The organism is Methylibium petroleiphilum PM1, from assembly GCF_000015725.1.
GTDB lineage: Bacteria > Pseudomonadota > Gammaproteobacteria > Burkholderiales > Burkholderiaceae_C > Methylibium > Methylibium petroleiphilum.
Map to the genome: position 1 here is coordinate 2,496,207 of NC_008825.1, position 20,236 is coordinate 2,516,442.

22 protein-coding genes are annotated in these 20,236 nt (G+C 67.5%); 15 read left to right on the forward strand and 7 right to left on the reverse strand.

Translation table 11 applies throughout. From position 1 onward, the window contains the following. The first annotated feature begins 16 nt into the window (after positions 1–16). The gene (locus MPE_RS11740; protein ID WP_085984414.1) at positions 17–913 is read left to right on the forward strand and encodes an aspartyl/asparaginyl beta-hydroxylase domain-containing protein; all 897 of its coding nucleotides are present in this window, start codon (positions 17–19) and stop codon (positions 911–913) included. On the opposite strand, the gene MPE_RS11745 is transcribed toward MPE_RS11740, so the two are convergent. Together MPE_RS11745 and MPE_RS11750 are read right to left on the reverse strand one after the other, a co-directional pair. Continuing rightward, positions 907–1,905, reverse strand: a complete 999-nt coding sequence (locus MPE_RS11745) for a diguanylate cyclase domain-containing protein (protein WP_011829919.1) — start codon at positions 1,903–1,905, stop codon at positions 907–909. The two genes, MPE_RS11740 and MPE_RS11745, sit on opposite strands and share 7 nt — an antisense overlap. Before the next feature lie 296 nt (positions 1,906–2,201). Next, positions 2,202–3,110 (reverse strand): LysR family transcriptional regulator, encoded by a 909-nt coding sequence (locus MPE_RS11750; RefSeq protein ID WP_011829921.1) that lies wholly within the window; start codon positions 3,108–3,110, stop codon positions 2,202–2,204. 910 nt (positions 3,111–4,020) lie between these two features. On the opposite strand from MPE_RS11750, the gene MPE_RS11755 reads away from it, so the two are divergent. The 14 genes from MPE_RS11755 (at position 4,021) to MPE_RS11820 (ending at position 16,346) form a co-directional block, all read left to right on the forward strand. Further along, entirely contained in the window at positions 4,021–4,932 is a 912-nt protein-coding gene (locus tag MPE_RS11755; RefSeq protein ID WP_011829923.1) for a LysR family transcriptional regulator, read from the forward strand. A gap of 531 nt (positions 4,933–5,463) precedes the next feature. Then, positions 5,464–6,225: a hypothetical protein gene (locus MPE_RS11760; RefSeq protein WP_011829924.1), complete on the forward strand. Its 762-nt coding sequence runs from the start codon at positions 5,464–5,466 to the stop codon at positions 6,223–6,225. Positions 6,226–6,343: 118 nt separating this feature from the next. Next, positions 6,344–6,562 carry an AlpA family transcriptional regulator gene (locus tag MPE_RS11765; RefSeq protein ID WP_011829925.1) on the forward strand — a complete coding sequence of 73 codons (219 nt, stop codon included), beginning with the start codon at positions 6,344–6,346 and terminating at the stop codon, positions 6,560–6,562. 40 nt (positions 6,563–6,602) lie between these two features. Beyond that, entirely contained in the window at positions 6,603–7,469 is an 867-nt protein-coding gene (locus MPE_RS11770; protein ID WP_041929662.1) for a ParA family protein, read from the forward strand. After that, positions 7,453–7,689 (forward strand): type II toxin-antitoxin system HicA family toxin, encoded by a 237-nt coding sequence (locus tag MPE_RS11775; RefSeq protein WP_041929663.1) that lies wholly within the window; start codon positions 7,453–7,455, stop codon positions 7,687–7,689. The genes MPE_RS11770 and MPE_RS11775 overlap by 17 nt, the downstream gene beginning before the upstream one ends. Further along, positions 7,682–9,340, forward strand: coding sequence for a ParB family protein (locus MPE_RS11780; RefSeq protein WP_011829927.1), 1,659 nt, complete (start codon positions 7,682–7,684; stop codon positions 9,338–9,340). The genes MPE_RS11775 and MPE_RS11780 overlap by 8 nt, the downstream gene beginning before the upstream one ends. Before the next feature lie 17 nt (positions 9,341–9,357). After that, positions 9,358–9,918 (forward strand): DUF2857 domain-containing protein, encoded by a 561-nt coding sequence (locus tag MPE_RS11785; protein WP_011829928.1) that lies wholly within the window; start codon positions 9,358–9,360, stop codon positions 9,916–9,918. 2 nt (positions 9,919–9,920) lie between these two features. Next, complete coding sequence (locus MPE_RS11790) at positions 9,921–11,123, forward strand: STY4528 family pathogenicity island replication protein (protein WP_011829929.1); 1,203 nt, start codon at positions 9,921–9,923, stop codon at positions 11,121–11,123. Between the two features lie 120 nt (positions 11,124–11,243). Beyond that, positions 11,244–11,615 (forward strand): hypothetical protein, encoded by a 372-nt coding sequence (locus tag MPE_RS11795; RefSeq protein ID WP_011829930.1) that lies wholly within the window; start codon positions 11,244–11,246, stop codon positions 11,613–11,615. Beyond that, a complete protein-coding gene (locus MPE_RS11800; RefSeq protein WP_011829931.1) occupies positions 11,612–12,139 on the forward strand; it encodes an RES family NAD+ phosphorylase in 528 nt (175 codons plus the stop codon). The genes MPE_RS11795 and MPE_RS11800 overlap by 4 nt, the downstream gene beginning before the upstream one ends. 183 nt (positions 12,140–12,322) lie before the next feature. Beyond that, positions 12,323–13,111, forward strand: coding sequence for a PFL_4669 family integrating conjugative element protein (locus MPE_RS11805; protein WP_011829932.1), 789 nt, complete (start codon positions 12,323–12,325; stop codon positions 13,109–13,111). Further along, on the forward strand, positions 13,108–13,656 hold the full coding sequence (locus tag MPE_RS11810; protein WP_011829933.1) for a DUF3158 family protein: 549 nt from the start codon (positions 13,108–13,110) through the stop codon (positions 13,654–13,656). Before MPE_RS11805 ends, MPE_RS11810 begins: the two co-directional genes overlap by 4 nt. Further along, the gene (locus tag MPE_RS11815) at positions 13,653–14,036 is read left to right on the forward strand and encodes a single-stranded DNA-binding protein (RefSeq protein WP_004362284.1); all 384 of its coding nucleotides are present in this window, start codon (positions 13,653–13,655) and stop codon (positions 14,034–14,036) included. The genes MPE_RS11810 and MPE_RS11815 overlap by 4 nt, the downstream gene beginning before the upstream one ends. A gap of 294 nt (positions 14,037–14,330) precedes the next feature. Further along, positions 14,331–16,346, forward strand: a complete 2,016-nt coding sequence (locus MPE_RS11820; protein ID WP_011829934.1) for a DNA topoisomerase III — start codon at positions 14,331–14,333, stop codon at positions 16,344–16,346. 519 nt (positions 16,347–16,865) lie between these two features. Here the strand turns inward: MPE_RS11820 and arsN2 are convergent. The 5 genes from arsN2 to MPE_RS11845 are packed head-to-tail and all read right to left on the reverse strand — an operon-like array spanning position 16,866 to position 20,109. Then, a complete protein-coding gene (arsN2, locus tag MPE_RS23305) occupies positions 16,866–17,696 on the reverse strand; it encodes an arsenic resistance N-acetyltransferase ArsN2 (RefSeq protein WP_011829935.1) in 831 nt (276 codons plus the stop codon). Then, positions 17,693–18,784, reverse strand: a complete 1,092-nt coding sequence (gene arsB / locus MPE_RS11830) for an ACR3 family arsenite efflux transporter (RefSeq protein WP_011829936.1) — start codon at positions 18,782–18,784, stop codon at positions 17,693–17,695. The genes arsN2 and arsB overlap by 4 nt, the downstream gene beginning before the upstream one ends. A gap of 9 nt (positions 18,785–18,793) precedes the next feature. Continuing rightward, a complete protein-coding gene (locus MPE_RS11835) occupies positions 18,794–19,291 on the reverse strand; it encodes an arsenate reductase ArsC (RefSeq protein ID WP_011829937.1) in 498 nt (165 codons plus the stop codon). A 12-nt stretch (positions 19,292–19,303) separates the two neighbouring features. Further along, on the reverse strand, positions 19,304–19,768 hold the full coding sequence (locus MPE_RS11840; protein ID WP_011829938.1) for an ArsI/CadI family heavy metal resistance metalloenzyme: 465 nt from the start codon (positions 19,766–19,768) through the stop codon (positions 19,304–19,306). A gap of 11 nt (positions 19,769–19,779) precedes the next feature. After that, on the reverse strand, positions 19,780–20,109 hold the full coding sequence (locus MPE_RS11845) for an ArsR/SmtB family transcription factor (RefSeq protein WP_011829939.1): 330 nt from the start codon (positions 20,107–20,109) through the stop codon (positions 19,780–19,782). Positions 20,110–20,236 lie beyond the last annotated feature (127 nt).

The window sequence follows — 20,236 nt, forward strand, 5'->3', positions numbered from 1 at the left end:
CACGGACATCATGGAACTGCGTCACTGGGTCCTCGTCGTCTTCCTCGCCTCGGCGCTGTTCATCCACTTCCGCGGCAAGGTGCGTTTCCCGCTGAAGCGGGCACTCGACTTCACCATCGTGCTGGCGCCGGTGAACGCGCTGATGTACCTGTTCTCGCGCGTGCCGGCCAAGGCCTACCTCGACCCGCAGCAGTTCCCGGAACTGGCGCCGCTGCAGGCGAACTGGCAGACCATCCGCGACGAGGCGCTGAAGCTCAACGACGAGGGCCAGATCCGTGCGGCCGCGAGCTACAACGACATCGGCTTCAACTCCTTCTTCCGCACCGGCTGGAAGCGCTTCTACCTCACCTGGTACGGCAAGGAACTGAGCAGCGCCAACGCGCTGTGCCCGCAGACGGTGGCGCTGCTGAAGAGCATCCCCAGCATCAAGGCAGCGATGTTCGCGTCGCTGCCACCGGGGGCCACGCTGGTGCGGCACCGCGATCCCTACGCCGGCTCGCTGCGCTACCACCTGGGACTGACCACGCCCAACGACCCCGGTTGCTTCATCGAGGTGGACGGCCAGCGCTACCACTGGAAGGACGGCGAGGTGGTGATGTTCGACGAGACCTTCATCCACCACGCCGCCAACGAGACCCAGCAGCAGCGCGTGGTGCTGTTCTGCGACGTGGAGCGCCCGTTGCACACGGCGCCGGTGCGCTGGTTCAACCGCATGTTCGCAACCCACGTGATGGCCGCCGCGTCGTCGCAGAACGAGACCGGCGACGAGCCGGTGGGCGCCATCAACCGCTTCTTCGCGGTCGCCTACCAGCTGCGCCTGAAGGCCAAGGCCCTGAAGGTCAGCCACCGGCAGGTCTACTACGCCGGCAAATGGCTTCTGATCGTCGGCCTGCTGTGGCTGCTGTTCTACTGAGCGCCGCCTGATCCCGCCGGGCCCGGCGCGGGTCCGTCGTCCCCGAGCTCGTCGTTGGCCGCCTCGACCGGGCCGCGCTCGACGTGGTTGGCGAAGCCGGCGCGGCCCAGCGGCGCGGCACCCTCCGCCGCGGCGCTGGCCTGGCGCCACAGGCTGCCGGCGTCCTTGCCGTGCTCGGGGTAGCGCGCGATGCCGGCGCGCGCGGCCACCGCGAGCTCGTGCGTGCCGATGCGCACCGGCCGCGTCAGGCTGCGCACCAGCTTGGCGGCCACGCGGTCGGCCGCGGTCGGCGTGTCGATCCACGCCAGCAGCACCGCGAAGGCGTCGGCCCCGACCGAGGCCACCACGTCGCTGGCGCGCAGCGCGGCGCGCAGCCGCACCGCCAGCTTGCGCCGCAGCGCACCCAGCTCGGCCGCCGACGCGAGCTGCGTCGCGGCCGTCGCCAGGCCTTCGAGGTGGATCACCACCAGGGCCATCGGTGCGGGTTCGCGCTCGCGCAGCGCCAGCAGGTGGTTCACGTGCTCCAACAGCTGCATCTGGTTGGGCAGGCCGGTGGCCAGGTCGGTGGCGTAGGCGCGGCGCGCCAGTCGGTCCAGGCGCTGGCGGACCACGGCCTGCTGCAGCGCCGGCAGCAGCCGCTCGGCCGAGGCCAGGTCGGCCGACGGCAGCAGCGCCTGCACGCCGCGCTCCAGCAGCGCCTGCGCCAGCGCGGCGCTCGGCCGTTCGGTGGCCACCAGCACGGCGGCGTCACCGGCATCGGCCTGCCACCACGGCGGCGCCACGGCAGCGGCCAGCACCCGCAAGTCAGCCGCCGCCGGCAGGTTCAGCAGCAGCGCGTCGAAGGGCTCGGCGCGCAGCCGCTCGCGCGCCTCGCCCGGCGAGGCGCAGGCCTCGACCGTGCAGCGCCCCCAGCCCGCGACGGCCAGCGCCGCCGGCCCCGGCACCCCGGGCAGCGAACCGACCAGCAACACGCGGCGGCAGTCATCGGCCATCACCGGCTCCGGGCACGAAAAAGGCCACCAGGGTGGCCTCGGAATGTGGAGCGGGTGAAGGGAACAGCACCCGGTCGCTAACTCGTTTATTACGAACGTCTTTTCCGATCCAAGCGTCACGGAATGGACTCGATTGTGGACTCAAGTCTTCGGCCTGGTCAACGCAGGCCGTTGTGGGTGATCCAAAGCGAGCCAAGCACATCCACCAACAGCCAGAGCATCGGATTTCATTCCGAAGTCTATCTGTCCACTGGCACATCACGCCACAGGCCGCAACGGACAGGTGAGCTGCGTCCTCAAAGGACTGGCTCATCATCGACCGGCGCGGCCCCGTCTTTCACCCGCTCGATGAACCGCCTCATGGGCTCCGAGGGTTCGCCCCGGCGGCGCAGCAGGTAGGTAGAGAGCATCGGTGGGGTGCCGGCCAGGGGACGAATGGAGATGTCCGGGCGCTGTAGCGTCTGCACCTGCGAGGCGATGGCGAAGCCGATGCCGTAGCCGGCGCCGACCAGGGTCAACATCACGCCGAGGCTGGTCACTTCATCGACCAGCTTGAGCGGCGTGCCTGCGTCCTGCAGCAGCGCTTGAATCTGATGGCGGCAGCCCGATCCCGATTCGGGATGGCACAGAACCAGCGGAAACTTCAAGGCTTCGGGCAGCGGCACCTGCACGTGTGCCAGCAAGGGATGGCGTGCGGGCACGATCACCGACAGCGGGTCGGTCCACACCGGCTCGGCGACGAGGCCATCATGCACCGCGTTTGACAACGCAAAGCCGATGTCCAGCAGATCATCGTGCAGCATCTTGAGCTGCTGCGCGAACGGCAGCTCGAAGACGCGAATCTCCAGCTCGGGCTCCTCCTCACGGCTGCGTGCCAGCAGGGTGGCGATGCGGGGCTGCGCCAGGCTGTCGCAGATGGCGATGCGCAGATGGCCCTGGTAGCCCTGTGCCGCCGCCTTGGCGCTCTTGACTGCCTGCTCCACGGTGGCCATCACGCGCCGGCATTCGCCGAGGAACACCTGGCCGGCCCAGGTCAGCCGCGTCAGGCGTGTGCTGCGGTCGAACAACTGCACGCCAAGCTGGCTTTCCAGGTCGCGCATCGCACGCGACACAGGCGACTGCTCGATGCCCAGACGCTCGGCTGCACGGGCCAGATGCAGTTCTTCCGCAACTGCGACGAAGTAACGCAGCAATCTGAAATCCAAGGCCACCTCCTGTTTGTCTTCTTCTGGTTCGGCCTCTCGGGCGCCAGCATCTACATCCGCATCCCGTCAGCACCTCCTTCGATTGCATCGCGTCGAAGCACTCATGCCTGTCGGGAGCCCGTCGCCGACACGCGCGGAGCTGGCCGGCGCACACAGCCGGACACTGAATGCTGATGGCCATGTTTGCTGCTGCCATGCCAGGGCGGGCGGCCAAGCAATATGACGCAGGCGTTCCTGCGAACCAGGGCCGCGAAGACGATGCTGCGTCCGCAAGGCTGGTAAATCAGCCGGTGTGCCGAGCACCGCGCGCAGGCGCTCACGCGTGTCGGAGTTCGCGATCGGTGCAGCCGACGACGACACGCCGGCGTCAGGGCGGGCGTGCCGATGCAGTTTCATGGGGGGGTCTTTCGGCTCACCCCGGTCGTGGCCTGGTCGGTCACGAAGCCCAGCTCCAACACCCCGGACTTCTGCGTAGCCGCCATCCCCTGGGCGACGCGCTCGTAGATCCACCAGGCGGTCGCCGCGGATGAAGTCCTCGGGCTGCGGTTGACGCGGCGCGGAGGCCTGCAGCCGCTGCGCGAGCTGCTCGTCGCCCATGCGTTCGTCGTTCCAGAACACGCTGCCGTGGGTAGTGACGGACAGGTTCGCCACGTCGGGCTTGATCGGCTTCACTCCATTCAGACACAGATGTTAATGAGAATTATTATTGATTGTCCGTGGTTTTGTGTGATATGGCAACACCGATGGAATAACCCGGCCTTGCCTGGACACTCGCCGCCTCGCCGGCGACTGAAGGCCGGATGGCGGCAACTGGAAAGCCTCTGTGACCGGCATCGCCACCGGGAAGCACTCATGCGGTTCCCTACGGCCAGAGGAATGGACTCCACTTTCTGGGGGGGGGGGGAAGTACATGAACTTACGCCATCTTCGCTGTTTCATCGCCGTGGCCGAGGAGTTGCACTTCGGCCGGGCGGCGCGAAGGCTGCATGTGGAGCAGTCACCCCTGTCGCGAACGATCCGCCAACTGGAGGCGGACTTGGGCGTGACGCTGCTGGAGCGCACGCCGCGCGGGGTGCGCCTGACCCCGGCCGGGCAGGTGTTCCTGGAGGAGGCCCGGCGCGTGCTGCTGACCCTTGAGCAAGCCCAGACCAAGGCGCGGGCGGTGGCGGCGGGACACCGGGGCACCCTGCGCATCGCCCTGGCCGGCGGCGTCGGGCGGACCCGGCTGTCGGCGCTGCTCGCGCTGTGCCGGGAGGAGGCGCCGGAAGTGGGCATCCGGCTGTTCGAGGCGCCGCTGTCGCAGGTGGTGGGCGGGCTGGGCAACGACCTGTACGACGCGGCCTTTGCCATGGCCGGCGAGATAGATGCCGGGGTGGTCGCCATGCCGGTGTGGCAAGACCCGCTGGTGGTGGCCATACCCGCGCGGCACCCCTTGCTGGCGCACAAGCGGGTGCCGCTGGAAGAGGTGGTGGGCTACCCGCTGGTGCTGTGCCACCCGCAGGTGTGTGCGGAGTGCAGCCGGCAATGCGAGCGCCTGCTGCGCCTGGTGGAGACACCGTCGGTCGTGGCCGAGTACGTGACGACCCACTCGCTGATGCTGGCCCTGGTGGCGGCCGGCTATGGCGTGGGATTTTCCACCGCGGCGCACGTGGTGGCACGCCGGCAGGCGGACGTAATCGTCCGGCCGCTGGATGAAGACTCGGCGGCGCTGACGACCTACCTGCTACATCCCGAGGGCGCGATGTCGGAGCCGCTGCGCCACTTCATCGACCGTGCGCAGCGTGTCGGCCATATGCCGTTGGATACGCAACGGCTCGCATGAGGCTGCTTCAGGCGAGTTGGCCGATTCCATTTTGGTCAAAGCGCCAGACCCGTTATGTCATAGCGGGATTCCATTGACGCGGTGCACCGGCGCGCCGCACTCAGGCGTTGCTCGCGGTTGCGGTTGGCATCCTGCAATGAAATTCGCATGCCTATCGTGGCGCGTCACAGCGAAGACGCGCGGCGCAACAGTGCTTGCCGTATGCGCATCGGCTCTGGCGTGTTGAGCTGATCGCGCTTTACTGGGCCTTTTCCCCTGCAAAGACTTTGGCCTGGTTATCCGGGTCAGGCATGGTGCCCGCGAATGACGCTGGTGACAGCATGTTTCGCGGCTTGCGAATTGTGAGTGATGGCGCCATGCGCGGCAAGACGCACATCTCGCAACGAAACCGGCGGCATCGTCGATGCCACGGTCTTCGCCGCTTCGCCACTTGCTCGTTTCGCCCGGAGATTCCTGGACAGCCACGCACGCCGCCTGTACGGCGGGTGCGCGTGCTTGGACTCGGTGCGATGACGAATGGAGGCGCGCGATATGCCGAAGTCGAGCAGCCTGGCCGATGGTGCCAAGACCTACTACCGCCCGATCGAGGCGGCAATCCGCTGGAGCGGATTGCTGCGCTTCGAGCGGCGCATCCTGGCGACCTTGGGACAGCGGCCTCTACCGGAGGCAACGGAGTTTCCGCGCTGGCCGATGCTGCGGTTGAACGCCGAAAGAATCTTCGATGCGCTGGCTCACGGCGAGATGCCGTATGGCAAGGAGGGCTTGGTGCGGGACACGCAGGGCCTGGCGATGGACGACCCGTCGCTGACGGTGCGGCACGTCGACCTGAAATCCTGGATGGCGCACCACTACCCCGGCGAGAGACCGGCGTTTCTGTTCGATGAGATCGAGCGTGCGCTTCACCCAGCGATCAGCCTGGACACAGTGGGCGCATTGCTGGCCGAGCGGGAAGCGATCAAGGCGCGGCTGGCGGAACACTTGGGCGTGCACGAGACGCTGCGCACCGAGCACGAGGCGCTGCTAAAAATGCACGCCGCCTGCGCGGCCGACGCGGAGCGTGCGAGCACGCCGGGGCCGCGCAGTGAATCGACCTACCTGAACATCGTTGGCGGGTTACTGACGCTACTGCTGGGCAAGTCGCCCAGCGGCATGCCGTATTCCAGCTTCCTGACGCAGGAAGCCATCATCAGCGCGATGGTGGCGCACCACGGCAACGCGATGGGCATCACCGAGCGCACCCTGCAGGCCAAGTTCGCACTGGCTCGGCGCAATCTGCAGAGCACAACTTCCTGAGCGATGCCAGACCGTATCTGCGGTCGCGGAAACCGCATTTGCGGTGTCTTTCTTCAACGCGGCGTTCTTAATTCGAGTCACGCCAATCAGCGCCACTGAGCGTTAAGGAGTGACCCTCATGTCTTCGCAGACCACCGCCACGGCGGCACCGACCGAGCACCGCATCCTGCGCCGCGCCGAGGTCGAAGCCAAGACCGGCTTCAAGCGCGCGCACATCTACAGCCTGATGAAGGAAGGCAAGTTCCCCAAGGCGCTGCGCCTGGGCGTGCGCGCGGTGGGCTGGGACTCGGTGGAGATCGAACAGTGGATCGCCGAGCGCCTCAAAGAACGCGCCTGACGCTTCTTCTCGGTTCATGCCATTCGACGAGGAGAAGCCCATGCAGGTGGTGTCCATCATTTCGACCAAGGGCGGCGTGGGCAAGACCACGACTGCGGCCAACCTGGGCGGCTTCATCGCCGATGCCGGGCTGCGCGTGCTGCTGCTGGACCTGGACGTGCAGCCCACGCTGTCGAGCTACTTCACGCTGGACGTGCGCGCGCCCGGCGGCATCTACGAGATGCTGGCCTTCAACGAGCGGCGCATCGAGCAACTGGTGTCGCGCACCGCGATCGCGGGCCTGGACCTGGTGCTCTCGAACGACGACCGCGGCGAACTGAACACGCTGCTGCTGCACGCTCCGGACGGGCGTCTGCGACTGCGGCATTTGCTTCCCACTTTCCGCACGCACTACGACCTGTTGTTGATCGATACGCAGGGCGCGCGCAGCGTGCTGCTGGAGATGGCAGTGCTGGCGTCCGACCTGGCGCTGTCGCCGGTAACACCGGAAATCCTTGCGGCGCGCGAGCTGCGGCGCGGCACGCTGCAACTGATTGAGGACATCGCGCCGTATCGGCACCTGGGCATCGAGCCGCCACCGCTGCGCCTGCTCATCAACCGTGTGCATCCGGTGTCGTCGAACGCGCGGATGGTCCAGCAGGCGCTGCGACAGGTGTTCCAGGAACAGTCCGGTGTGCAGGTGCTGGACACCGACGTGCCGGCCATCGAAGCCTATCCACGCGCTGCGACACGAGGATTGCCGGTGCATCGGGTGGAGTACCGGCAGCCGGCTGGGCGAACGGCGCCCGCGGCACTGGAGACCATGCGTACGCTGGCCGGCGAGCTGTTCCCCGCGTGGCGGGAGCGCTTTTCGCTGGTCACCGGCCGGCCCGATGGGGGAGGGGCCGCCCATGGCGAGCGCGCGTGAACTGGCACGCGGCCGTGAGCGGCTGCGTGCGCTGATCGAGTTCGCGCAGGGCGAAGGCTGGCGCGTGGTGCGCACATCCGGCGGGCACCTGAAATTCACGAAACCAGGTTGCACGTCGATCTACACCAGCTCGACTGCGAGCGACCATCGTGCCGACCGCAATGCCCGCGCGCAGCTTCGCCGCGCTGACCGGCAGGCGCAGGAGATCGGCCATGGCTGAGCTGACGCCCCAGGACATGGCTGCCAAGTTGTTGACCACCGGCTTCGAGCGCAGCGGCCCTTCGGCCGCGGCCTTGAGCGACCCCATCGCCGATACGCCGATGGTGGTGACGCTGGACCAGTTGCGGCCCTACGACCACGACCCGCGCGTGACGCGCAACCCGGCCTATGCGGAGATCAAGGCGTCCATCCGCGAACGCGGGTTGGACGCGCCCCCTGCGATCACACGCAGGCCGGGCGAGGCGCACTACATCATTCGCAACGGCGGCAACACGCGGCTGGCGATCCTGCGCGAGTTGTGGAGCGAGACCAAGGAGGAGCGCTTTTTTCGCATTGCGTGCCTGTTCCGCCCGTGGCCGGCGCGCGGCGAAATCGTGGCGCTGACCGGGCATCTGGCCGAGAACGAGCTGCGCGGCGGGCTGACCTTCATCGAGCGGGCCTTGGGCGTCGAGAAGGCGCGCGAGTTCTACGAGCAGGAAAGCGGCCAGGCGCTGTCGCAGAGCGAACTCGCGCGGCGGCTGACTGCCGACGGCTATCCGGTGCCGCAGTCACACATCAGCCGCATGAACGATGCGGTGCGCTATCTGCTGCCGGCGATCCCGACGCTGCTGTACGGCGGATTGGGCCGGCATCAGGTGGACCGGCTCGCGGTGCTGCGCAAGGCGTGCGAGCGCACCTGGGAGCGGCGTGCGCTGGGCCGCACCGTGACCGTGGACTTCGCCACCTTGTTCCACGACGTGCTGACGCAGTTCGACACACAGCCGGACGACTTCTCGCCGCAGCGGGTGCAGGACGAGCTGGTGGGCCAGATGGCCGAGCTGCTGGAGGCGGACTACGACACGCTGGCGCTGGAGATCAACGACAGCGAAAGCCGCCAGCGTGCGCTGACCAGCGAACCGGCGGCGCCGACGCCACCGGCAGCGCCTTCCGTGCCTTCTGCTCCTCCCCCGCCGGTCTCCGCGCCTCAGCAGCCACCCGCCTCGTCTGTGCCGCGCGACACCACGCCAGCCGCGCCTCCGGCGCCAGCAGCAACACCGCCTGCACCGCCCGAAGCGCCGGAGGAGCAGCACGGGCAGCGCGACGAGCGCCTGCAAGGGCACATCGTGACGCCGGCGCCGACCACCGAGCGCCTGCAGTCCATCCAACGGATGGTCGCGGACCAGCTCGGCGACAAGCTGCCCGACTTCGAGGCCGATGCGCTGCGTGCGATCCCCGTGCAGGCGGGCGGGCTCTATCCCATCTCGGACGTCTGGTACATCGAGCCGAGCTTGGACGTGCCGGATCGCCTGCGCGTGCACATCGCGCAATTCGCGCGCGAGATCGCCGGGGACGCAGCGGTAGCCGACCACATCGAGGCCAGCGACGGCGGCATCGGCTTCGTCTGCGTGGCGCCGGCCGTGGGCCAGGCGAAGGCGCTGCCGGTGTTCGCGCGGGCAGTGCTGACCCTGCTGCATGCGCTGAGTGCAGCGCCGCCCGCCGCGAACGGATTGGACCGCGCGCGGCTGGCCGACGAGCTGGCGGCGCTGCTCCATGGCCATGGCGGCTCGGCCACACGCCTGAGCGATGCTGCGCTGGTGAAGCTGTTCCGTCTGCTGCGCCTGGCGCGCCGGCTGCTGGATCTGGAAGCCGGTGACCCGGGCCACGAGTCCTGAGCGCGCAGGAGGCTCCCATGTCGGCACCGCACCCGCTCAACCAGGCCGTCATCGCCCAGGCGCTGCATGACCTGCGCAACGGCCAGTTGCGCCGCTGCAAGGCCATGGGCTTCGGCGAGGAGGAGCTGGATGCGCTGAAGCACCCCGAACTCGTGAGCATGCTGGTGAATGCCACGGTGTCGTGGTGTTCGGTGTCGGTGAACCGGGAGGTATTGAAGCGGCTTCTGAGCCAGGTGCACGACGTGGAGCGGGAGATCGCCACGGTGGACCGCATGCTGCGCCTGGGGGCGAGCACGGAGATGGTTAGCAAGTTCTACGGCCTCACGCATCAGGAAGTGGCGCTGCGCCGTGACATCCTCGGGCTACCCAAGCGCAAGGGCCGGCATCCGGTACTCGACGAGGCGCAGGACGTGGCCTTGTGGGAGCGCTGGAAGGCCGGCGTCACCGAGCGCCATATCGCCCTGACCGACGACATGGCGATGCTGGCGCTGACCATGGACCTGGCCGAGGCCATGACCCTGCCCATGTCGGTGATCTGGTCGGCGATACGGAACTGGATCGACCAGGGGCTGGTGTAGCCATGACCACGGGCAGCGCACCACGGCGCGATGGCCCGGTTGCGCTGTCGGCGTTGTTCGACGAGGCGCTGCGGCACCTTGAGCCGAAGGAACCGGCGCAGGGCACGGCGCCGAGCCAGGACTGCTTTCTCTACAGCGGCAACCGGCACGAGAGCGTCCCGCGCGCGCTGTTCCTCGACCGGCGCCTGACGCCGCTGGAGCGCAATGCCTGGCAGGTGTTCCGCCTGCAGCTCAACGACGACGGCGTGACCGCCTTTCCTACCTACGACCAGCTCCGCCCCTATCTGGCGTCCATGCCCTGTGCGTCGCAAGCCTCGCACGAGACCGTGGCGCGCGCCTTGACGCTGCTGCGGCTGACACGCTGGCTCAGCCTGGTGCGGCGGCGGCGCGATCCCAGGACCGGCCGTATCCAAGGCAACCTCTACGTGCTGCACGACGAACCGCTGTCGCCCTTCGAGGCGATGCAGCTCGATGCCGACTACCTCGGCCTGGTCAGTCAGGCGCTGACCCATGCCGCCAAGGCGGTACAGATGGTGGGCATGAACACGCTCAAGGAGATTGCCGAAGACCCGCTGCTCAGCGGCCGCACGCTGCCGACCCGCCTGCAGGTGCTCGCGCAGCGCATGGCGCGGCATGGCTGGACGACGCCAGGTTATCCACAGGAGGGTGCCGGCCACGAATCCGAAGAGGGCCAGGAAGCCCTTCTTCGGAATGCTGCGCGCCCGTCTTCGGAATCCGAAGCAGGGCCGAAACCCGCGCCGGACGGCTCTCTTCGGATTCCGAAGGAGGACCGTACAGTACGTAATGATCGTATAAATGAAGTACGTACAGTACCGCGCGCGAGGGCCTTGCAGAACCTGCGACTGCCCGAGCGTTTCCTGCGCTTGAAGGATGAGCAGCAGGCAGGCGCGTTGGTGGCCCTGCAGCAGGTGGACGAAGCGCAGCGGCAGGCCGTGCTCGACGAGTGGGCGGCACGCTGTGGCGGCAGTACGGTGCGCAATCCCGCCGGCTACTTGTTCGGCATCATCCAGAAGGCGATCCGCGGGGAGTTCAAGGCGTGGGCGGGCAACGACGCAGCAGCGCCGCCCGCGCCGCGAGCTGCGGGGCCGGCGCCATCGTCGTCGCCTTCGGCTTCCCGCCCAGCCGACCCCGAGGTGGCGCGCGCCTACCTCGCACGGCTGCGTTCAGCCTTGCGCGATCCCTGAGCTATCCCCAGGGGATAGACGGAACAGGTCGCCTTCCAGCTGGGGGAGCAGACCGCTTGGAACTGTGCTCAAACTGTGCGTATAATGTGCTCGTGATTCCTTGCCTTTGGGAGCAACGTCATGGCCTCTACCGCTTTCGCGGATGTGCTCGAATCGGTGCGTGAAGCCGGCACGTCCCGCTTTTCCGCCACGAACGTCGCCGATGCCCTGGGCCTGCAGTACCAGGACTTGGCCACGCTGGCTGGGGTGCACCGCAACACCCTGCGCACCCACCCCGAATCCCCGCGGCTCCAGGCCGCGCTGCGTGACCTGATGCGGGTGCTGTCGGCCGCCACGGCGGTGCAGCCGGATACCGCGCGTGCGTTCTTCATGGTCAAGAACGAACCCATTCCGGCGTTCCACCACAAGACCCTGCTGCAGTTGGTGCAGGAAGGACGCACCGACGATGCGATCGACTACCTGGAGTCGATCAGTGCAGGGTTCACCGGATGATCCTCCTCGACCTGCCGCCCGGCACCACGCTGTTTCGTGCGCACACGCCGCAGTGGGCCAGCCGGCCCACCAGCGGCGCCGGTGCGGCGGCCAAGGGCGGTCGCTTCAACCGGGAGGGCGTCGAGGCGCTGTATCTGTCGCTGGAGGAAGTGACCGCGTTACGCGAGTACCAGCAGACCTCGCCCTTCCTGCCGCCCTGCACGATGTGCTCGTACACCGCGAACTTGCGCGGACTGGTCGATCTGCGGCAGCTCCACCGCGGCGAGCCCTGGGACGAGCTGTGGCACGACTGGCGCGAGGACTGGCGCCATCTGAAATTCGAACTTCACATCGAGCCGCCCACCTGGGTGCTGGGCGACATGGTGCTGGCCCAGGGCCATACCGGAATCCTGTTCCCCAGCCAGGCGAACGATGGCGGCACCAATATCGTGGTGTTCGTGGATCGGCTCAGGGATGGCAATTCGGTCGAGGTCAATGATCCCGACGGGCGACTGCCCCGCGACCAATCCAGTTGGACGCGCTGACTCCACAGCGCGGATTCGCACTCCACCCTTCGGCCCGCCGCCGAGCTATCCCCAGGGGATAGCCGGCACACACAGCCTTCCGCGCAGAACAAACCGGGCGCGCATGGGCTGCGGTTTGTTGACTGACAGCCTTCCGGCCGATGCCGATGCTGGCGACTCGCCAATTCACCGCGAGTCGCTCCCATGGCCAACGAACGCACAGAACCCCTGCAACTGAATCTCGGATCGCTGCGCAGCGCGATGTCGCTGACACTGCACACACACCACGCTTCGCGCATCTGGCACGGCCGCGCGCCGACCGAAGGACGCGCCGGCATCATCGGACTCAACGGCTTCATCAGTGCGATGAACAAGATGAAGCGCGGCGCCGAGCAGGACGACCCGTACTCGGATTGGTGGATGTTGCGGATCGAGGACAAGCTCGCCGACACCAAGACCCGTCTGCAGACCCTGCGCGAACAGGTGGACCAGGCGTTGGCCGACGTGCCAGCGGCGCTGTCGCTGGGCGAGAACATGAACGTGCAGCCGGTGAAGCTGCCGCTGTTCGTGAACGCCCAGCTCGGCTTCATGGCGGTGTACCTGCTGGCCGACTACGACGACTTGGCGCGCAAACTCATCCTGGCGCACCACACGGCGCTGATCGACCGCAGCACCTTGGAGCGCTGGCTCAATGATGGTGCGCACGCGCTGCGCAGCCTGTTCTCGCTGGCCCAGCAGTACCGCTACTCGGGCACGACGCGCGACGACTTCGCGGCAAAGAACGCGGCGGCGCGAGCGGCGCTGGAGAAGTTCGGCGAGTTGCCGCAGGACGTGCTGGAAGGCACGCGCCGCTCGCGCTTCGCGCCACCGATCGCGCGGCGGACGACCAAGCCCGGCGCGCCGCCTGCAGCGCCCGCCATCGAGCCCGATGCGCCGGCTCACACGGATGGCGCAGCCGATGGTGCGGCGGGCGATGAGGGTGCGGGCGCATGACAGCATCGATCCCCATCAGCCACTCCACGCGCTTCGTGGCGCTGGAACAGGCGGACTTCCAGCGGCTGGAACACGCAGGCTACCTAAAAGGCCTTTTACAGCCTTTTAAGGGTAAGGGGAGTCTGGAGACCTGGGCCAGCCAGTGCGCAGCGCTGCGCGACGACGTGATTGGCCTGGCGCAGCGGCGCGTGCTGCCCCAGGCGCGCGCCTACCCCTTCAGCCTGCTCCACGTGCAACTGGCCCAGCAGGCCACTGGCGCAGGGACGACCTTCCTGCGCTGGCGCAACCTCGACCGTTCCTCCATGGGCGTGGCGTTGTGGGAGGCCCTGCTGGCCAACCCCGCGACGCCGGCCTCGCTGATCGACGAGCTGTACGCGATCGAACTGCAGCGCATCGTGCTGAACATGCAGATCAGCCTGACCCACAGCATCGCTCGCCAAGCCCTGGAATGCGCCAACAAGGCCGCGCAGGCCGAAGCGGCTTACCTGCGGCGCGTCCACGGGCATACCGCGTCCGTTCCACCCACCACCAAGGAGTCACCATGAGCACGCACTTCGTCGGCGAGGGCAACATCGGTTCTGCGCCGGACTACCGCGAATTTCCGAACGGCAACGACGAGCCACGCCGGCTGCTTCGCCTGAACGTCTACTTCGACAACCCGATCCCGAAGAAGGACGGCGAGTACGAAGATCGCGGCGGCTTCTGGGCGCCCGTGGAGCTGTGGCACCGCGACGCCGAGCACTGGAAGACGCTGTACCAGAAAGGCATGCGGGTGCTGGTCGAGGGCCGCACCGTTCGCGACGAATGGGAGGACGCCGACGAGAACGAGCGCGTCACGTTCAAGGTCGAGGCCCGGCGCGTGGGCATCCTGCCGTACCGCATCGAGTCGGTGGCGCTCAGCGCCAAGCCCGCCGGCGGGCAGTAATTCGCCCATCGCCGTTCCCCCGAGGGCGGCTGTAGCAACCGTCATACGCCCGCGATGCACCAGCGAGCTATCCCCAGGGGATAGCTCCAAGGTCGTCCTCGGAGTTCCAGCCGCCCTCCCGAAACGACGCTCTTGCTGTGCCAGCTCCTGCGGTCTATGCGCACCGCTGCAGCAACGGACCGCCTGCCGATCACAAAGCGGTGTCTGCATCAATCGGCTTCCTTGCTGCCGGCATCTCCTGGCCCCGCCAAGCTGACGCCCATCCGATGAACCGCACATTTCCGAGGAGGCTTCATGCGCGTGTTCCTGTGCGAGAAGCCGTCCCAGGGCAAGGACATCGCCCGTGTGCTGGGTGCCGGTCAACGCGGCAACGGCTGCTACAGCGGCGCGGGTGTCGTCGTGACCTGGTGCATCGGTCATTTGGTGGAGGCGGTTCCGCCCGAAGGCTACGGCGAGCAATACAAGCGCTGGGCCATCGAACAACTGCCTATTCTTCCTGAGCGTTGGCGTGTCGAGCCCAAGGCGGCGACCGCAGCGCAATTCAAGGTCGTGCAGCAGCTCGTCGCCAAGGCGGGCGAGCTGGTGATCGCGACTGACGCCGACCGCGAGGGCGAGATGATCGCCCGCGAGATCATCGACCTATGCGGCTACCGCGGGCCGATTCAGCGCCTGTGGCTGTCGGCGCTCAACGATGCGTCGATCCGCAAAGCGCTGGGTGCGCTCAAGCCGTCCGACGAGACGCTGCCGCTGTATTTCTCCGCACTCGCCCGATCGCGCGCCGACTGGCTGATTGGGATGAACCTGAGCCGCTTGTTCACACTGCTGGGGCGCCAGGCCGGCTATACCGGCGTGCTGTCGGTGGGGCGCGTGCAGACGCCGACGCTGAAGTTGGTCGTGGACCGCGATCGCGAGATCGCGCGATTCGTCTGCGTACCGTTCTGGGCCATCGAGGTTGCGCTTTCGCATGCAGGCCAGTCCTTCGTCGCAAGCTGGACGCCGCCGCAAGGCAGCGCCGACGACGCCGACCGCTGCTTGCAGCAGCCGGTGGCGCAGCAGGCAGCGGAATTCCTGCGCGCGGCCGGCACCGCCCAGGTGCTGTCGGTGGAGACCGAGCGCGTGCGCGAAGGGCCGCCGCTGCCGTTCGACCTGGGCACGCTGCAGGAGGTGTGCTCCAAGCAGTTGGGCCTCGACGTGCAGGAGACGCTGGACATTGCCCAGGCGCTGTACGAGACGCACAAGGCGACAACGTATCCGCGCTCGGATTCGGGCTACCTGCCCGAGAGCATGCTGGCCGAGGTGCCGACGGTACTCAACAGCCTGGTCAAGACCGACCCCAGCTTGCGGCCGCTGATCGAGCGCCTGGATCGCCAACAGCGTTCGCGTGCATGGAACGACGGCAAGGTGTCGGCTCACCACGGCATCATCCCGACGCTGGAGCCCGCCAACCTGTCGGCCATGAACGAGAAGGAACTGGCCGTCTACCGGCTGATCCGCGCTCATTACCTCGCGCAGTTCCTCCCACACCATGAGTTCGACCGGACGGTGGCGCAGTTCTCGTGCGGCAGTCAGTCGCTGGCGGCCGTGGGCAAGCAGATCGCCGTCATCGGCTGGCGTGAGGTGCTGGCGACGCCGGGGCCGGACGATGCCGATGGCGAGGATGCGCAGCGCAGCCAGGTGCTGCCCGCCCTGCATGCGGGCCTGTCCTGCCCGGTCGGAAAGGTGGATCTCAAGGCGCTGAAGACGCTGCCGCCCAAACCCTACACGCAGGGCGAGCTGATCAAGGCCATGAAGACCGTCGCCAAGCTCGTGACCGACCCGCGCCTGAAGCAGAAGCTGCGAGATACCACCGGCATCGGCACCGAGGCGACACGCGCCAACATCATCAACGGTCTGATCGGTCGCGGCTACCTGGTCAAGAAAGGCCGCGCCGTCCGCGCTTCCGACGCGGCATTCACGCTCATCGACGCGGTGCCCTCAGCCATCGCCGACCCCGGCACCACGGCGGTGTGGGAGCAGGCGCTCGACATGATCGAGGCCGGCCAGATGACGCTGGACACCTTCATCGAGAAGCAGTCCGTGTGGGTCGGCCAGCTCGTGCAGCAGTACCGCGGCGCAACGCTCTCGCTCAAGCTGCCGCCGGCGCCGGCCTGCCCGCAGTGCGCCGCACCGATGCAGCAGCGCACGGGCAAGAGCGGCGCGTTCTGGTCCTGCTCGCGCTACCCGGACTGCAAGGGCACGTTGCCGATCGAGTCCCCGACGGGCCGGCGCAGCGCACCGCGCAAGCGGCGCGCTGCCTCCAAGGCGTCCTGATCCTCGCTTCCCCCTGCCGCGCCGGCCACTTCACTGGCGGCGAGGCAAACGTCCCGCACCGCGCGGGACTCCAAAGCGCGCGTCTCCTTCTGCAACGGTGTGCGCGCCCCGTCTGCCCGCCATCGGGCGACGGGGCGAGAAGGTCATTGCTCCACGAATCGCTCCCGCCGCCATTCCCTTGATCGGTGTGCGTTGCCTCGGTCACGAGGGGCTTCCTGACGCCTTGCCGCCGCGCGAGCCGTGAGGAGGCCCCTTGGGCCGAGGGTATTCCGTGCCGGTGCCCGCCGGCGAAACATCGGGCTCCCTTTGTGTGTGGATGCACGCCAGAGGTTTCCGGCCCCAGCCACGAAACGGGCCGGGTGCGATTGCTGACGCAGCGAACGGCTTTGACGACGGCCTGCGCTGACGCAGCCCACAGGTGGTTTTCCTTCCTCTCCAGCCGAAGGCCCGCGTGGCCTTCGGCGATTAGTCATTTCACTGATGCACCTCTGTGTCCCGGGATGTCCTTGCGAGGGCACATCACAGTGACATTCGACGTCCAAGCAGCACGGCGCTCGAAGGACAAAGGCTTGCGGCCTGCCGTGTGGCAAGGATGGCCGCCGGTGCGGCGCTGCGCTCGATTGGCTTGAAGCCCGCGCGCTCGAAGAACGGCGCCGCCGTCGTGGTCAGTAGCCAGGCGTCGCGCCCGCCCTCGTCGAAGGCACGGCGCAGCAGCAGTGCGAACATTCCGCCGCCGATGCCGCGATGGCGTGCGTGTGGCAGCACCACCAGGGAGCGCACGAGCACGTCTCGGCCCAGGCGCTCGAAGCCGCCGTAGCCCACGCGCTCGCCGGACACCGTGGCATAGGCGAAGAAGCTGCGCCCTGGTTCGGCCAGGTCGTCCGTGGGAAGCACGGCCTCTTGCAAAGCCAGGGCGAGGTCCGGGTCGCTGCCGGCGATCGGCGTATCCACCAGCAGCGGCGTGCCATCCTCCTTGCGGTTCTCGCCCGCCGGTCGTTGCGGCAGCAGGTCGATCACCGTGTCCGAGGGGCGGCACAGGCGCACGCCCGAGCGCGACACCACGATGGGCCGATTGATGAGGATCGGGTACGCCAGCATCTGATCGATCAACTGGTCGTCGCTCCAATGCGCGGCATCCAGGCCCAGTTCCTTGTAGGGCGTGCCCTTGATGCGCAACACATCCCGCACGCCCATGCCCATCCGCGCGATCAGCGCCTTCAAGGTCTCGCGGTCGGGCGGCGTTTTCAGGTACTCGATGACCGTGGGCTCGATGCCGCTGGCGCGGATCAGCGCCAGCGTGTTGCGCGACGTGCCGCAGTCCGGGTTGTGGTAGATCGTGACGGTACTCATGCCGGATGCCTCGCTGCGTTGCGCGGGGCCTGTTCGTACCAGGCGCGGGAACGGTTGACCACGCGCACCACCAGCAGCATCACCGGCACTTCGATCAGCACGCCGACCACGGTGGCGAGGGCCGCGCCGGAATGGAAGCCGAACAGGCTGATGGCCGCTGCCACTGCCAGCTCGAAAAAGTTGCTGGCACCGATCAACGCCGAGGGACACGCGATGTTGTGCTTCTCGCCGACCCTGCGGTTGAGCCAGTAGGCGAGGCCGGAATTGAAGAACACCTGGATCAGAATGGGCACGGCGAGCATGGCGATCACCAGCGGCTGTCGCAGGATGGCCTGGCCCTGGAAGGCGAATAGCAACACCAGCGTCAGCAGCAGCGCTGCGATTGAGAGCGGGCCGAGGCGCTCCAGCGCGCGGTCGAACGCGGCCTGTCCACGACGCAGCAGCGAGCGGCGCCACACCTGCGCGAGGACGACGGGGATGATGATGTAGAGCACCACTGAGGTCAGCAGCGTGTCCCACGGCACGGTGATCGCCGACAGGCCCAGCAGCAGCCCGACGATGGGCGCGAAGGCGAACACCATGATGGTGTCGTTCAGCGCCACCTGCGACAGAGTGAATACCGGGTCGCCGCCGGTCAGTCGGCTCCACACGAACACCATCGCTGTGCACGGCGCGGCGGCCAGCAGGATCAGGCCGGCGACGTAGCTGTCGAGCTGGTCGGCCGGCAGCCAGTCGGCGAAGACGTGGCGGATGAACAGCCAGGCCAGCAGTGCCATCGAGAACGGCTTGACCGCCCAGTTGACGAACAGCGTCACGCCGATGCCACGCCAGTGCTGGCGAACCTGGCCGAGCGCGCCGAAATCCACCTTGAGCAGCATCGGGATCACCATGACCCATATGAGCAGGCCGACCGGCAGGTTGACCTGGGCCACTTCCATGCGGCCGACGGCCTGGAACGCGCCAGGCGCGAGCTGGCCCAGGGCGATGCCGGCGACGATGCACAGCAGCACCCACACCGTCAGGTAGCGCTCGAAGATGCTCATCGAGAACGATGGCGTGGCGGCGACGGCTTCTGTCTGTACGGTCATCGTGCTACCTCACTGCTTGCCGATGACGCGCAGCTCATGCTGCAGCGACATGGCATCGAGCCGTTGGAGCGGCAGCGACAGGAACAGCTCGATGCGACGCTTGAGCGTCAACGCGGCGTCCATGAACGCCTTGCGCTGCTGTTCCTCGCTGCCTTCGACGGCGGCCGGATCGGGCACGCCCCAATGGGCCGACACCGGCTTGCCCGGCCATACGGGACACACCTCGCCAGCGGCGTTGTCGCAGACGGTGAAGATGAAATCGAACACCGGCGCACCGGGCGCCACGAATTCGTCCCAGCTCTTGCTGCGGTAGCCGGTCGTTGGCAGGCGCAGGCGCTCCAGCGTGGCGAGCGCCAGCGGATGCACCTCGCCCTTGGGATGGCTGCCCGCGGAGTAGGCGCGGAAGCGCCCTTGGCCCAGCGAATTCAGGATGCCCTCGGCGAGGATCGACCGGGCCGAATTGCCCGTGCAGATGAACAGCGCGTTGTAGGTGGTTTCAGTCGTCATCGATGCCTCGCGTCAGCAGCAAGAAGCAGCCCGTTTCGCGGCGGCGCGACTGTCACTCGGCGCGCAGCAAGCTGGAGCTGTGCTCGGCGCGGGCTGCGGCGCTTCGTTGAACACGGGGATGTTGCCCAGCGTGTGGAAATGCTCCCAGGCCACGCCCTGCGGGTCGGTGACCCAGTGCTTCTCACTGCGTGCATAGCAGCAGGTCGTGGTGCCTTCGTCGAGCAGCGCCATGTCGGCAGCCTGCGCGCGGGCCTTCAAGGCGGTGAGTTCGTCGGCGTCATCGGTCTGGATGCCCAGGTGGTCGATGCCCGGCTTGCTGCCGCGCGTGGAGATGGCGAAGTTGACCGGCGGGTCTTCGAGCATCCACTTCGCGTAGTCGGCCTCGATGCGAGCCGGCTGCGCGGCGAACAGTTGGGAATAGAAGCCGATGCTGCGATTCAGGTCATCGACGTGCAGGTGGACGTGGAAGCGTTTCATGGAGGTTCCTTTCAGCAGGAGGCGCAGGCACGGGTGGATTCATTGGCCTCGCACACGCCACCTTGGCAGCAGTGCTCGGTCAGGTAGCCGAGCAGCCCGTTCATGTGGGCGAAGTCGGCGCGGTAGATCAGGTTGCGGCCCTGTTGCTCGATGGTGACGAGGCCGGCATGGGCCAGCTCCTTCAGATGGAAGGACAGGGTGTTGCGGGCCACGTCGAGCTGGTCGGCCAGGACGCTGGGCGTGAGCCCTTCGGGGCCGGCGACGACCAGGGCGCGGAACACGCGCAGCCGCTGGGTGTGGGCCAGGGCGCTCAGGGCGGAAACGGCTTGGGTCTCGTTCATAGTTCAATAATACAACATCGATTGAATAATTGTGCAAGCACATCGCAATAGAGGACCGGGCGCGCCCGACCCCAATCGGGGACGCCACTGCGCCCGATTGCTGCGTGACGCGGCTATCTGATAGTCC

What these genes read in the sequence shown, in the direction of transcription:
- MPE_RS11745 (WP_011829919.1), bottom strand. Translation starts at nt 1,905, where the DNA reads ATGGCCGATGACTGCCGCCGCGTGTTGCTGGTCGGTTCGCTGCCCGGG.
- MPE_RS11755 (WP_011829923.1), top strand. Translation starts at nt 4,021, where the DNA reads ATGAACTTACGCCATCTTCGCTGTTTCATCGCCGTGGCCGAGGAGTTG.
- MPE_RS11760 (WP_011829924.1), top strand. Translation starts at nt 5,464, where the DNA reads ATGCCGAAGTCGAGCAGCCTGGCCGATGGTGCCAAGACCTACTACCGC.
- MPE_RS11765 (WP_011829925.1), top strand. Translation starts at nt 6,344, where the DNA reads ATGTCTTCGCAGACCACCGCCACGGCGGCACCGACCGAGCACCGCATC.
- MPE_RS11770 (WP_041929662.1), top strand. Translation starts at nt 6,603, where the DNA reads ATGCAGGTGGTGTCCATCATTTCGACCAAGGGCGGCGTGGGCAAGACC.
- MPE_RS11775 (WP_041929663.1), top strand. Translation starts at nt 7,453, where the DNA reads ATGGCGAGCGCGCGTGAACTGGCACGCGGCCGTGAGCGGCTGCGTGCG.
- MPE_RS11780 (WP_011829927.1), top strand. Translation starts at nt 7,682, where the DNA reads ATGGCTGAGCTGACGCCCCAGGACATGGCTGCCAAGTTGTTGACCACC.
- MPE_RS11785 (WP_011829928.1), top strand. Translation starts at nt 9,358, where the DNA reads ATGTCGGCACCGCACCCGCTCAACCAGGCCGTCATCGCCCAGGCGCTG.
- MPE_RS11790 (WP_011829929.1), top strand. Translation starts at nt 9,921, where the DNA reads ATGACCACGGGCAGCGCACCACGGCGCGATGGCCCGGTTGCGCTGTCG.
- MPE_RS11795 (WP_011829930.1), top strand. Translation starts at nt 11,244, where the DNA reads ATGGCCTCTACCGCTTTCGCGGATGTGCTCGAATCGGTGCGTGAAGCC.
- MPE_RS11800 (WP_011829931.1), top strand. Translation starts at nt 11,612, where the DNA reads ATGATCCTCCTCGACCTGCCGCCCGGCACCACGCTGTTTCGTGCGCAC.
- MPE_RS11805 (WP_011829932.1), top strand. Translation starts at nt 12,323, where the DNA reads ATGGCCAACGAACGCACAGAACCCCTGCAACTGAATCTCGGATCGCTG.
- MPE_RS11810 (WP_011829933.1), top strand. Translation starts at nt 13,108, where the DNA reads ATGACAGCATCGATCCCCATCAGCCACTCCACGCGCTTCGTGGCGCTG.
- MPE_RS11815 (WP_004362284.1), top strand. Translation starts at nt 13,653, where the DNA reads ATGAGCACGCACTTCGTCGGCGAGGGCAACATCGGTTCTGCGCCGGAC.
- MPE_RS11820 (WP_011829934.1), top strand. Translation starts at nt 14,331, where the DNA reads ATGCGCGTGTTCCTGTGCGAGAAGCCGTCCCAGGGCAAGGACATCGCC.
- arsN2 (WP_011829935.1), bottom strand. Translation starts at nt 17,696, where the DNA reads ATGAGTACCGTCACGATCTACCACAACCCGGACTGCGGCACGTCGCGC.
- arsB (WP_011829936.1), bottom strand. Translation starts at nt 18,784, where the DNA reads ATGACCGTACAGACAGAAGCCGTCGCCGCCACGCCATCGTTCTCGATG.
- MPE_RS11835 (WP_011829937.1), bottom strand. Translation starts at nt 19,291, where the DNA reads ATGACGACTGAAACCACCTACAACGCGCTGTTCATCTGCACGGGCAAT.
- MPE_RS11840 (WP_011829938.1), bottom strand. Translation starts at nt 19,768, where the DNA reads ATGAAACGCTTCCACGTCCACCTGCACGTCGATGACCTGAATCGCAGC.
- MPE_RS11845 (WP_011829939.1), bottom strand. Translation starts at nt 20,109, where the DNA reads ATGAACGAGACCCAAGCCGTTTCCGCCCTGAGCGCCCTGGCCCACACC.